This window comes from Sodalis glossinidius str. 'morsitans' (genome assembly GCF_000010085.1).
In the GTDB taxonomy this organism is placed as follows: domain Bacteria; phylum Pseudomonadota; class Gammaproteobacteria; order Enterobacterales; family Enterobacteriaceae; genus Sodalis; species Sodalis glossinidius.
The window spans coordinates 1,746,347-1,759,515 of sequence record NC_007712.1 but is presented as its reverse complement, the minus strand read 5'-3'; the positions used below and the strand labels follow the sequence as shown (position 1 = coordinate 1,759,515).

Genomic DNA, 13,169 nt, shown 5'->3' with positions numbered 1-13,169 from the left:
TATTAACTTTGTAACGAGCGGGAGTCAAAGAAAAAGGGTGTTTTTCACCCATATTCGCCATCTTGACGCTGGACAGTTTAGAATGCGGCGATGAATTTGACCATCCTGCGGATAATAAAGTGATGCATAAAATCGTTCTGGCCTCTTCTTCCCCTTACCGCCGCGCGCTGTTGGAGAAATTAAGAATACCGTTTGAATTTCACGCCCCGGATATCGATGAAACGCCGCACGCCGGCGAAGAGGCGGCGCCAATGGTGCAGCGCCTGGCCATCGCGAAAGCGCAGGCGCTGGCCGAGCGTTATCCCCGGCACCTGATCATCGGTGCCGATCAATGCTGCGTGCTGGATGGCCAGATCGCGGGGAAGCCGCTCACGGAAGCCAACGCCATTGCACAGCTGACCAGCGCCCACGGCAAAGCCGTGACGTTCTATACCGGCCTGGCGCTGCTCAATAGCGCCAGCGGTGCTTTGCAGGCCTGTACGGAACCCTTTGTCGTTCGTTTCCGCGCGCTGGAGGACGCTGAAATCGCCGGCTATGTGCATTTGGAACAGCCCTTGCAATGTGCGGGCAGTTTTCAATGCGAAGGACTGGGGATCGCGCTCTTCGAGGCGCTTGAGGGCCGGGACCCCAACACGCTGATCGGGTTACCGCTGCTGGCGCTCGCCGACATGCTGCGCCGGGAGGGGGTAAATCCTCTACGCCGGTAACCGCTAACAGCCGGCACGCCTATTTGTGGTTATCGCGCAAATACAACAGGCACTGGCGCAACGACGCATCCAGCGGCGCGTCTATCCGCAACGTTTCGCCGCTGCCGGGATGGTCGAAGCGCAGCGCAGCCGCGTGCAGAAACAGCCGGTTCAGGCCACAGCCTTTCAGCTGCTGATCAAACATGCCATCGCCGTAGCGATCGTCAAACGCAATCGGATGGCCGGCATGCTGGGCATGAACACGGATTTGGTGGGTGCGTCCGGTTACTGGGCTGGCTCGAACCAGCATGGCAAGCGTAAACCGTTCCTCGACCTTGAAACAGGTTTCCGAGGGCTTGCCCTCGCTGTTGACCCGCACGATGCGCTCGCCGCTGGCGAGAATATTTTTCAACAGCGGCGCCGCGATCGTTTTGACATGGGACTGCCACTGACCGCGCACCAACGCCAGATAATCCTTTTGCATTCCTTTAGCGCGCAGCTGCTCATGCAACGCGCGCAGCGCCGACCGCTTCTTGGCCACTAACAGCACCCCTGAGGTGTCCCTATCCAGGCGGTGAACCAATTCCAGAAAACGTGCGTCGGGGCGCAACGCGCGCAGGCCCTCAATAACGCCAAAGCTGAGACCGCTGCCGCCATGCACCGCCGTGCCGGCCGGCTTGTTCAAGATCAGCAGGTGATCGTCTTCGTAAAGCACTGCCTCATTTAACGCGGCAACTTTATCCAATCCGGTGGATATGGGCGCGTGTTCTTCATCAGAACGTCGCACCGGCGGAATACGCACTTCATCATCATTTTGCAGTTTGTATTCCGGTTTTACCCTTTTCTTATTGACGCGCACTTCACCTTTACGCACGATGCGGTAAATCATGCTTTTCGGCACCCCTTTGAGGTACGTACGCAAAAAATTGTCAATCCGCTGACCGGCTTCGTCTGCGGAGATAGTGATAAAATGTACGCCGGGATTATTCTCATTCATGGGCCGGGATTCTAAATATACCGACACCATAGCGCCACTTCTTTTTATGTGCTTAACTGTGGTTTCATCGGTAAAAGGTTTTTTCTGGTCCGGTGGACTCGTTACGCTATCCTTTGAGAAGCCATCAGGATGGGTCTGAAACTTGTCATCGATGGCTAAAGTCGTCTTGCTATATGCGTGTCAGCAGTGGAATAATGCATTTACTTTCCACGTTTTCGCGTCCAGGACGAGTAATCGAGGAATTTTGAATTTGTCTGGTTCAGCCTAAACGCGGCAATGGCGTAAGACGTAATGGCTAATCGGGCAGTTAGCGGGCTGCGGATTGCAGCTTGGCCGGCAAAAGGAATCCGTTCTGGCAATAATCATCAGACGTTATTCCCCTGTAAAAGTGCTGTTTTCCGTTATGGGAAACAGGCTACCGAAATAATGCGCCCCTTAGCAAGCGACAACCGTGAGGTTGACGGCTTTGCGCCAAGTCACGGGGCCGTCGGTGATTACCCGGCCATGCGGTTTTTTGCCCGCAGCTCTGATGCCAATGCATAAAAAATGAGTAAGTTACGATGAAAAGAATGTTAATTAACGCAACTCAACAGGAAGAGTTGCGCGTCGCTCTGGTAGATGGCCAGCGGCTGTATGACCTGGATATTGAAAGCCCCGGGCATGAGCAAAAAAAAGCCAATATCTACAAGGGTAAAATCACCCGTATTGAACCCAGCCTGGAAGCAGCGTTTGTGGATTATGGCGCAGAGCGCCACGGTTTCCTTCCCCTTAAAGAAATTTCACGCGAGTATTTTCCTCCTCAATATTCTTCCCACGGCAGACCCAATATCAAGGACGTGCTGCGCGAAGGCCAGGAAGTCATCGTACAGGTCGATAAAGAGGAACGGGGTAATAAAGGCGCAGCGCTGACCACTTTTATCAGCCTGGCCGGCAGTTATCTGGTGCTGATGCCGAACAATCCGCGCGCGGGCGGCATATCACGCCGTATCGAGGGTGATGATCGCACCGAGCTGAAAGAAGCCTTGTCCTCCCTTGAGCTTCCCGACAGCATGGGACTTATCGTCCGCACCGCCGGCGTCGGCAAGTCGGCCGACGCGCTGCAATGGGATCTGGCTTTCCGCCTCAAACATTGGCAGGCGATTAAAAAGGCTGCTGAAGGACGCCCGGCGCCTTTTCTGATCCACCAGGAAAGTAATGTTATTGTCCGCGCCTTCCGCGATTATTTGCGGCCGGATATCGGCGAAATTCTGATCGATAATCCCAAAGTACTGGACCTGGCCAAAGAGCATATTGCTTCACTGGGTCGCCCTGATTTTACTAGCAAAATTAAGCTTTACAGTGGAGAAATTCCTCTGTTCAGCCACTACCAGATCGAATCACAGATTGAATCTGCCTTCCAGCGTGAAGTGCGGCTGCCCTCCGGTGGCTCCATTGTCATCGATACTACCGAGGCGTTGACCGCCATTGATATCAACTCCGCGCGCTCAACCCGCGGCGGCGATATTGAAGAAACCGCTTTCAATACCAACCTTGAGGCGGCGGATGAAATCGCCCGCCAGCTGCGTCTGCGCGACCTGGGCGGTTTGATCGTTATCGACTTTATCGATATGACGCCGGTGCGCCACCAGCGCGAAGTGGAAAATTGCCTGCGTGAATCGGTCCGTCAGGACCGTGCCCGCATTCAAATCGGGCGCATTTCCCGCTTCGGCCTACTGGAGCTATCCCGTCAGCGTCTGAGCCCGTCGCTGGGTGAATCGAGCCATCACGTCTGCCCCCGCTGCGGCGGTACCGGCACCATTCGTGATAACGAATCCCTTTCTCTTTCCATACTGCGGCTTATCGAAGAAGAGGCGCTAAAAGAGAATACCCACGAAGTGCACGCCATCGTGCCGGTGCCTATCGCCTCTTATTTGCTGAACGAGAAACGCGAAGCCGTTAACGCCATTGAAAAACGTCAGGGCGGCGTCCAGGCGATTATCGTGCCTAACGATCAAATGCAGACCCCGCATTATGCGGTACTGCGCGTGCGCAAAGGCGAAGAAGCCCCCACCCTGAGCTATCTGCTGCCGCAGTTGCATGAAGCGGAAATGACCCAACCGTCAGAGGAGCCTGCCTCGGATCGCAAACGCCCCGAACAGCCGGCGTTGGCGGCATTTGTGATGCCCGATCCGCCGCTGGTCAGCGAGAAACCGGCTACGGTTGATGCGAGTAGCGTACCGGCGGCGCCTGCCGTCAGCGCGGCAAGCGCCGGCGCATCGCGCGGCCTGTTCGGCCGTCTAGTCGATGGTTTCAAATCCCTCCTCGGCACACCGGCGCCACAGCAGGAAACAGACACCGCCAAAGCGGTAGTCGTCGAGGCACCGGCCGAGGCGGAAACGCCGCGTCGCCAGGAGCGTCAGGATCGCCGCGGTCAACGCCGTCAGGGCGGCCGCCGTGACCGGAATGGCGAACCGGTCCGCGCCGGTCAGGAAAACCGTCAGCTCCGCGATGGCCGTGACGATCCGCGCCGCAAGCGTTCGCAGACCCTTAATGAAACAGACACGGCAAGCGACATTGTTGAAGAAACAGCGCAGGAAGAGCAGGTCCAGCCGCGTCGCGAACCACGTCAAGATCGTCAGCGCCGACGTCAACAAGAGCCGAAAGCGCAGACCGCAGAGCAGGAAATAAAAGCGTTGCCTGCCGCCGTGACAGAGTCAGACGGCGGCAACGCCTCCGACGAGGACGATAAGCCGATTCAGGCTCAGCCGCGCCGTCAGCGTCGCGCATTGAATCGCAAAATCCGCGTCGGCGATCGACCCACCCTTCCTGCCGCCGCGGAAAGCGCCACCGCCGCGTTTAATGCGGCGGTAGAAAGTCAAGACGACAATGATAGTAACGACGTCCTGCAAGACAAGAATGACGTCGCGCTCGATGCCAGCAATGCCGATGCCGGACGTAACGGTAACGAGGCGGGTTTGCCGCGCCGTTCACGGCGTTCCCCGCGTCATCTGCGCGTAAGCGGCCAACGCCGCCGCCGTTACCGCGATGAACGTTATCCACTCTCGTCGCCGGTACCGCTTACCAGCGCGGTCGTGTCGCCGGAAATGGCCTCGGGTAAAGTGTGGGTCAGCTATCCCATCACGCCCATCGAGCAGCCGGAACAAGACGCGCTCACCGATGTGGCCGGTGGCTTCCAGACCGCAGAGGTGGCTGACGCCGCAGAGCAACAGCCACAGACAGCATTTGCCGCGACGGTAGCAGGCGGAACGGTAACGGTCAGCGAAGCGCTACCGCCCACCACGCTGGTCCCGCAGGATCCCTCACCAGCACAGGAAGCTGCCGCTGATGAGGTGCCACCGGTCATCGCCCCCGATGACCGGCAAGTGGCACAACGACAGATTGAGCAAGCCGAGCCGGCCGCCGTTAGCGCCGTGGCGTCAACGGCCGCAGATCTGTCTCAAGCATCTGCACAGCCCAATGACGCCTTTGCCACGCCGGAGGCCACGCATCCGAGCGACCCCGTCCGTGGGGCCGAAACGGCTCAGCTGCCGGTTGAGCCGTGCGTTGAGGCGCATTCCGCCGCGTCGTCCCAGCCTGCAGCATCTCACGGTGAGGAACACCCCGCCGATCCAACGCCAGCCTCCCAGCCTACCGCATCGTGCGGCGAGGAACGCCCCGCCAGTCTGGCGCCGGCGTCCGAGCCTGCCGTAACGGTCGAGGTGCAACGTCCTGAGGAAACGGGCAATGCTATCGTCGCGTCGGGGGCCGCTGCGTCCTCTGACGCCGCACTCCCCCCCGTTGTGTCGACGGCGGACAGCGAGACTCACGGCATGGGGCAAACCACGCCTTCTGCCGCAGCCCAAGACGCCGCACGTCACGCGCAGCCTCCCGTCAGCACGCCGCTGGCGCAGGACGGACAGCCGTTACCGGCAACGCCCAAAGCCCCTGCCACGCGCTTTAAGCATCACGCCAGCGCACCGATGACCAAAGCACCTGCGCCGGCCTATACGCCTTCGCCGCCACCGATCAGCGACTGGCAACGGCCGGACTACCGCTTCGACGGCCGCGGCGGCGCCGGCGGTCACGCCGCGGACCATCAAGCGACCGCACCGGCAACCCGTCCGGGCACGCCGGACCCGCTGTAAGCTCTCCACTCTCAGACCCGCTGCGGCGGGTCTTTTTTTGTCCTCTGTACGACCGCCATTCGCCAAGAAATTAATGCAATAACTTCGCTTTACGCTTATTCTTGTACCCCGCCATGACAAGAAACGCACAACGACATTCCCCTGCTCAACCGGAGTTCAACCCCATGACCGCACAGCCCGCAGTACTGAAAATTCGCCGGCCGGACGACTGGCATGTTCATTTGCGCGACGATGATATGTTGCGCACTGTGCTGCCTTACACCAGCCGCCATTTTGGCCGGGCGATTATTATGCCCAACCTGACGACGACGCCCATTACGACACTCGGCCAGGCGATAGCCTATCGCGAACGTATTTTGGCTGCGCTGCCGGCGGGTCACCGGTTTACGCCACTGATGACCTGTTATTTGACGGATTCGCTGGACAAGAAAACGCTGATTGACGGCCATCGCCAGGGAGTGTTTACCGCCGCCAAACTGTATCCGGCCAATGCCACAACCAACTCTCAGCATGGCGTAACCAATATTGCCGCCATTTATCCCTTGTTTGACGCCATGCAGACCATCGGTATGCCGCTCCTTATTCACGGGGAAGTCACGGCGGCAGACATTGATATTTTCGATCGCGAGGCGCGCTTTATCGAACAAGTAATGACGCCGATTCGCCGCCAATTTCCGGCGCTGAAGATCGTGTTTGAACATATTACCACCAAAGAAGCCGCCGATTATGTGCTGGCCGGCGATAGGCATTTGGCCGCTACCCTTACCCCGCAGCATCTCATGTTCAACCGCAACCATATGCTGGTGGGAGGAGTGCGTCCGCATCTCTACTGCTTGCCTATCCTGAAACGCAATGTACATCAGCAGGCATTGCGCGCGGCAGTGGCCAGCGGTTGCGACCGTCTGTTCCTCGGTACCGATACCGCCCCTCACGCGCGCGGACGTAAAGAATCGGACTGCGGCTGTGCCGGCATATTTAATGCACTCGCCGCTTTGCCGGCGTATGCTACGGTGTTTGAGGAAATCGGCGCGCTGGCACATTTTGAAGCTTTTTGTTCGCTAAACGGTCCGCGCTTTTACGATCTGCCGCTTAACGATGATTTTATTACCCTGTACCGTGAACCCCATCAGCAACCCGCGGCCATTCCTCTGACGGGCGGTGACGGCGAAACGCTGGTCCCCTTCCTTGCCGAGCAGACGCTCAATTGGACCGTGGTTGACGAAAGCGACCATTGACTCACCGCTCGGGCGCCGTTCGTCGCTCGCATAAAGCGTTGTCGGCATCCGGCGCCGGGGCAGACGCCCCGCCGCCTGTTTGCCCTTTGTGCGAATGTACCGCCACTCCCATAGTTCTCCCGGTTTTGCCAGCGAACTTCTGACGCAGGGCATTGCGGCAGCGCGCTATATCGGTTGCGTCCTCTGCCATGATTCTGTATAAATAAACAGTCATCATTACTGTGAGAGCAGACAAATGCGCATTGAAATCACTCTCGCCAAAGCGACACCGCTTCCTGCTGGTGCCCTGGAGGCGTTGAGCAAAGAATTACACCTTCGTATCGATAAACAATTTGCAGAGGCCAAGCTGCAGCTACGTTATGCCAGCGCCAATGGCATAACGGTCCTGGGCGGTAACAAAGGGAGACAAGGCGCTCATCACCGACATCCTGCAAGAGACGTGGGAAAGCGCCGATGGTTGGTTTGATCCACCCTCGCCATAAATGTGTTTTGTTGTACTGTCGCTTGCCGGGCTCGCTTACCCGGCCTTTTTTTCTTGTCACTTTCGCCCAAAAACGCAGGCTACCCCTGTAAAAATTCCTAATGCGGCTTATGATAGGGAAAACCATTGCCGGTATCTGTACAAGACGGCACCACCGCTTTCGGGAGAACACCATGACGTCGGAAAAGCCAGAAGAAGCGATGACCTTCGGTGAGTTACTGCAATTGATAAGCGAACAGCGGCGCCGGCTGAGCGTGCTGGAAATTGCTTTTTCCTATATTTCCTTCAGCCTCGATGAAAAAGCGAACCAGTTGCTTATTCATAACCTGATGCTGGAGACCCAGAATCAAAACCGCGACGTGCTAATGCAGAAATATTTCGCACAATTAGCGGAAGAGCTGGCCCGACGCGTCACGCCAGTGACGCCTCCCCCTTGCGCCGCGGCAGGACTGAAAATGCGCGCCGCTGCAGGCCTCAGCCGCCTGTGCCGGTACGTTCAGTAACCTTTGCGACGTTTCCTATTACAAAAAAAGTCTCTAATTACGAAAAAATTTGAAAAGTCGGGTATAATGAAGCTACCTGCAAACCAGGAGATGCCAGAACCTCATTGTCACTCAAATCATAACGAGTCAAATAAGGGGTATATATGTACAGAAAAAACGAAATCATTCATACACACCCGCTGGTCGGCTGGGATATCAGTACAGTAGATCCCTACGATGCCATGATGATTCGCCTGCATTATGTCAATTCCCCTGACCAGGCCACTGCTGATGCGGAAGTTGACCGGACTTTGTGGCTGACGACCGATGTTGCCAAGCAGCTGATTTCCATCCTTGAAGCCGGTATCGCCAAAATAGAATCAACGGAACACCTGGATTACCGCAAGCATTAGTTCTGTCACCCCTCATGCGCCCGCAGCTCTGCCGCGGGTGTTTTTATTTTGCGTTGGCCCTATTTCAGACAGATGACCCTATTCGTGCTTACAGATTGTCACTACACTTATCCGACGCGGCGCGACGGCCGCCGGAATCCTGTCAGGAGCATGAGGGTATGGTTTACGATTTAATCGTCATCGGCAGCGGATCCGTGGGGGCTGCCGCGGGTTATTACGCCATGCCTACGGCGAAGGAGAGAAATACGTGCCGCTGGTGCAGCGCGCTCAAACCTTATGGCAAACGCTCAGCGACAGCGGCGAAACGCCGGTTTTTCACCGCAGCGGCGTGATAAATCTCGGGCCGCGCCCATCACTGTTTATTCAGAATGCAGCCAGCGGGGTAAAACGCTACCAGCTACCTTGCGAATTGATGACCGGTGCCGCGGTGAACGCCCTCTGGTCGGTATTGCGGGTGCCTGAGGATTATATCGGCGTTTTTGAGCCGCAGGCCGGTTACTTGAAATCGGAGCTGGCGATTGCCCGCTATATCTCACTGGCGGAGAAGGCCGGCTGCGCGCAGCTCTTCAACTGCGGCGTCACGGACATCAACCTCGCTGACGGAGTCGTGCAAGTAAAAACGCGCGAAGGTAGCCGTTATCAGGGCCGAAAATTATTGGTCGCCGCCGGCACCTGGGTCAAACAATTACTGCCGTCGCTACCGATAACGCCGGTACGCAAGGTGTTTTCCTGGCACCAGGCAGATGGACGATTCAGTGAAGATAACCATTTCCCCGCCTTCACCGTTGAAGCGCCCGATGACAACCATTACTACGGTTTCCCGGCCCTGGAGAATGCGCTTAAGGTGGGCAAACACACCGGCGGTCAGCGCATTACCGCACCGGAGCAGCGTAAACCATTTGGCTCCCTGGCCGAGGACGGTACGGAGGTGTTTGGTTTTCTGAGCACGTTTTTGCCAGGCGTCGGCGTGTGTCTCAATGGCCAGTCCTACATCTATGATCTTTTCCCCGACGAGGATTTCATCATTGATACGCTGCCGGAGCATGACAATGTGCTGGTGATATCCGGCCTGAGCGGCCACGGTTTTAAATTTGCCAGCGTGCTGGGGGAGAGATCGCGGTTTCGATTTAACGCCGTTTTTGCTGCGCCGCTTTGCCGCCGGCTAATCACTTCCCGTCGACGGTAGACGCGACGCTATTTCTGTGCCGAATCTTCCCCTGTTAAGGACAGTTGCAGGCGTTCACGGGATTTATTAAAGATTTTCATACCGTTTTCCCGGCCGGCGCGGTGCGAGCGCTGCTCGGACAGCGGCAGCGATAGCTCCTCCTGACAGGTCACGCTGCAGCAACCCACATAGTGTTCGGCACAAACGGGGCATTGAATAAACAGCAGATGGCAACCCTGATTACGGCAATTGGTATGACTATCGCAGGGGGCGCCGCATTGATGGCAGTGGGCGATAATATCCGGCGTGATCCGCTCGCCCAAACGTTCATCGAAGACAAAATTTTTGCCGGTAAACTTCAGCGGTAAACCTTGTTCCCGCGCGCGACGCGCGTATTCGATAATCCCGCCTTCCACATGATAGACATTTTTAAAACCGTTGTGCCGCATCCAGGCGCTAGCTTTTTCACAGCGGATCCCGCCGGTGCAGTACATCACGATTTTTTTATCTTTGTCATGCTGCAACATTTCCACGACCATCGGCAGTTGCTCGCGGAACGTGTCGGAGGGGATCTCAATAGCCTGGTCGAAATGCCCCACTTCATACTCATAGTGGTTGCGCATGTCGACAAACAGCGCTTGCGGATCGTCCGCCAGGGCGTTGACCTCTTCCGCTTTCAGATAATGGCCAACGTTCGCCGGATTGAACGTGGGATCGTCAATACCGTCTGCGACAATCCGCGGCCGCACTTTCATGCGCAGTACCCAGAAAGATTTACCGTCGTCGTCCAAGGCGACATTCAACCGCAGCCCATCCAGCTGCGGATGTGCGGCATACAGCGCTTCGCGCATAGCGTCAAAACGGCTTTGCAGCACGCTGATTTGCGCATTGATCCCTTCAGCGGCGATATAAACGCGGCCAAAGACCTGCAGCGCGGTGAGCGTGCGGTAAAGATCATCACGGAAGCCCTGAGGATCACTCAGGGTAAAATAGCGATAAAACGAGACGGTGGTGCGTGGCTCGCTTTCGGCTAACATGCGCGCCCGTAATTCCTGGTTAGAGACCCTGTTATGTAACACTGGCATGGTGTACGTTCCTGTGTCGGTAGTTAAATTATCGGCGGCGGGCTAACCCGGCCCCCGGGCCGCATTTTACCGCATTGACGCCAAAGCACCAGCCACGAGGCGAGATTCCCCTCCCTGTTTAGCCCGGACGTGCTCGCGCTAGGGCAACGGCTTGACGATACCCCTCAGGGCGATCACTATTAGCCACGTCCCGTGTCGGTTCCGGGGATCTCCCCGGCCGGCCATTCATCGATGAGAGGCCCGCCAATGAGTCATCTGTTCAGCCCTATCGCTTTGGGCAACCTGCAGCTTGAAAACCGTATCGTTGTTGCCCCAATGTGCCAATACTCCGCCCTCGAGGGGAAAGCGACCTCCTGGCATACCGTGCATCTCGGCCATCTGGCGCTGTCGGGCGCCGCCCTGCTGATTTTTGAGGCCACACCGCGGTCAATCCGGTCGGGCGCATCTCCCCGCAGGATCTCTGGGGTTGTGGGACGATCGGACCGAGCACGCCCTGGCGGCCGTAGTGGATACGGTAAAATCCCATTCCCCGATTGCGCTGGGGATCCAGCTGGCGCACGCCGGGCGGAAAGCGTCCACCGCGCCGCCTTGGTCCGGCGGACAGTCTCTCGCTCCCGAATAGGGCGGCTGGCAAACGGTCGCTCCGTCGGCGCTTGCTTACGATGACGCCGCGACCAAACCACAGGTGTTAAGTCTTGATGAAACAGCGGTGCTTAAAGACGAGTTCGTCACCGCAGCCCGACGCGCATAGCGTATCGGTTTTCATCTCATCGAACTGCACGCCGCCCACGGCTATCTGTTGCATCAATTTTTATCGCCGCTTACCAATCAGCGCAACGATCGGTACGACGGCAGCCTGGAGAACCGCATGCGTCTGACGCTCGAAGTATTTCAGGCGTTGCCGTTAACCATGGCGGTAGGGGTGCGCATCTCCGCCACCGACTGGGTTGAGGGCGGTTGGGACGAGGCGCAATCCGTGGCGCCGGCTCAGGCGCTAAAAGCGGCCGGATGCGATTATATTCACGTGTCCAGCGGTGGCCTGTCACCACAGCAGCTCATCAGCGTCGGCCCCGGTTATCAGGTGCCCTTCGCCAGACGGATCCGGCAGGAGACCGGGCTTACAACCTTCGCGGTCGGCATGATAACTGAGCCGGAGCAGGCGGAGGCAATTATCGCCAACGGCGATGCGGACGTTATCGCGCTGGCCCGCGGCGCATTGTACGATCCCCGCTGGCCCTTGCACTTGGCCGCCAAACTCGGCGCCCAAGTGCAAGGGCCCAAGCAATATTGGCGCTGCGAACCCCACGAGGTGAAGGGGCTATTTCGTCGGACGTAGCGTTATCCACCACTAATTGCACAAAAAGCGCACGTGCTTAGGCCAATAATGCCCATAGCGCGACGCTTTATTCCACCGCAGCAAAAAAAATGCCAGAATATTGCAAGGTATTACGGCACGGCTGAAGGTACGGGCTTACCCGTCACATTCACACTTGGGACGCTATGACCACACTTCCTGTTTTTAATCGTTCTTTGCTGCATCCGCGTTATTGGCTAACCTGGCTGGGTATCGGGGCTCTCTATTTGCTGGTGCTGCTGCCTTATCCGCTGCTCTACGCGCTGGGTACCCGTCTGGGACGGCTTGCGATGCGCTTCATGCGCCACAGAGAGGCGATCGCGCGCCGTAATCTGCAATTGTGTTTTCCGGCCATGCCGGAAGCGGAGCGTGAAGCGCTGTTGCGGCAGAATTTTGAATCGGTCGGCATGGGGCTTATCGAAACCAGCATCGCCTGGTTCTGGCCTGATTGGCGTATCAAGCGCTGGATCTCCGTCAGCGGCCTGGAGCATATCGCCGGCGCGCGCGCGGAAAATAAAGGGGTGCTGCTTATCGGCATGCATTTTCTCACTCTTGAACTGGGGGCGCGGATTTTTGGCATGTATAACCCCGGTATCGGCGTTTATCGCCCCAACGACAACCCGCTGCTGGACTGGCTGCAAACCTGGGGGCGTATGCGCTCCAACAAATCCATGCTGGACCGGTCGGATATTAAAGGCATGATTCGCGCTTTGAAAAACGGCGATATCATCTGGTACGCGCCGGATCATGACTATGGCCCCAAAAGCAGCGTATTCGCGCCGCTGTTCGCCGTTCCCCAGGCCGCGACCACCGCCGGCACCTATTTGCTGGCCAAAACGGCCAAACCGGCGGTGATCCCGTTCATGCCGCGCCGTTTGCCTCAGGGGCGCGGGTATGAGCTGTTGATTCTGCCCGATGAGCGCGACATGCCGCTGGATAGCGATATTGCCGCCGCCAGCTATATGAACAAGGTGGTGGAGCAGGCGATACTGCAGGCGCCGGATCAATACATGTGGCTGCATCGGCGCTTTAAAACCCGCCCGCCCGGCGAACCTTCGTTGTACCGCTGATTTTTGCCGCGTCGGCCTCAGCCGGCATGGGGATTCCGGTGAAATTGCCCCTGCCGCCCTTTCGGCGCATACTGTGT

At 57.5% G+C, this 13,169-nt stretch carries 8 protein-coding genes and 3 pseudogenes; 9 read left to right on the top strand and 2 right to left on the bottom strand.

Annotation, left to right across the window (positions count from 1 at the left end):
* The first annotated feature begins 122 nt into the window (after positions 1–122).
* A complete protein-coding gene (locus SGP1_RS09125; protein WP_011410914.1) occupies positions 123–707 on the top strand; it encodes a Maf family protein in 585 nt (194 codons plus the stop codon).
* A 19-nt stretch (positions 708–726) separates the two neighbouring features.
* Here the strand turns inward: SGP1_RS09125 and rluC are convergent, their stop codons facing one another.
* On the bottom strand, positions 727–1,683 hold the full coding sequence (gene rluC, locus SGP1_RS09120; protein ID WP_011410913.1) for a 23S rRNA pseudouridine(955/2504/2580) synthase RluC: 957 nt from the start codon (positions 1,681–1,683) through the stop codon (positions 727–729).
* 560 nt (positions 1,684–2,243) lie between these two features.
* Here rluC and rne point away from each other — a divergent pair.
* The 6 genes and pseudogenes from rne (at position 2,244) to solA (ending at position 9,584) form a co-directional block, all read left to right on the top strand.
* Entirely contained in the window at positions 2,244–5,807 is a 3,564-nt protein-coding gene (gene rne / locus SGP1_RS09110; protein WP_011410912.1) for a ribonuclease E, read from the top strand.
* A 164-nt stretch (positions 5,808–5,971) separates the two neighbouring features.
* Positions 5,972–7,042 (top strand): dihydroorotase, encoded by a 1,071-nt coding sequence (gene pyrC, locus SGP1_RS09105; protein ID WP_011410911.1) that lies wholly within the window; start codon positions 5,972–5,974, stop codon positions 7,040–7,042.
* A gap of 235 nt (positions 7,043–7,277) precedes the next feature.
* Positions 7,278–7,524 (top strand): annotated as a pseudogene (locus tag SGP1_RS09095) (DinI-like family protein).
* Positions 7,525–7,696: 172 nt separating this feature from the next.
* A complete protein-coding gene (locus SGP1_RS09090; protein WP_243466205.1) occupies positions 7,697–8,026 on the top strand; it encodes a hypothetical protein in 330 nt (109 codons plus the stop codon).
* Positions 8,027–8,169: 143 nt separating this feature from the next.
* Positions 8,170–8,418, top strand: a complete 249-nt coding sequence (bssS, locus tag SGP1_RS09085) for a biofilm formation regulator BssS (RefSeq protein WP_011410909.1) — start codon at positions 8,170–8,172, stop codon at positions 8,416–8,418.
* A 158-nt stretch (positions 8,419–8,576) separates the two neighbouring features.
* Positions 8,577–9,584, top strand: a pseudogene (solA, locus tag SGP1_RS09080) (N-methyl-L-tryptophan oxidase).
* Positions 9,585–9,612: 28 nt separating this feature from the next.
* On the opposite strand, the gene SGP1_RS09075 reads toward solA, so the two are convergent.
* Complete coding sequence (locus SGP1_RS09075) at positions 9,613–10,668, bottom strand: rhodanese-related sulfurtransferase (RefSeq protein WP_011410908.1); 1,056 nt, start codon at positions 10,666–10,668, stop codon at positions 9,613–9,615.
* Between the two features lie 246 nt (positions 10,669–10,914).
* Here SGP1_RS09075 and SGP1_RS33105 point away from each other — a divergent pair.
* Together SGP1_RS33105 and SGP1_RS09065 are read left to right on the top strand one after the other, a co-directional pair.
* Positions 10,915–12,004 (top strand): annotated as a pseudogene (locus SGP1_RS33105) (NADH:flavin oxidoreductase/NADH oxidase).
* Between the two features lie 164 nt (positions 12,005–12,168).
* The gene (locus SGP1_RS09065; RefSeq protein ID WP_011410907.1) at positions 12,169–13,092 is read left to right on the top strand and encodes a Kdo(2)-lipid IV(A) acyltransferase; all 924 of its coding nucleotides are present in this window, start codon (positions 12,169–12,171) and stop codon (positions 13,090–13,092) included.
* The last annotated feature ends 77 nt before the right edge of the window (positions 13,093–13,169 follow it).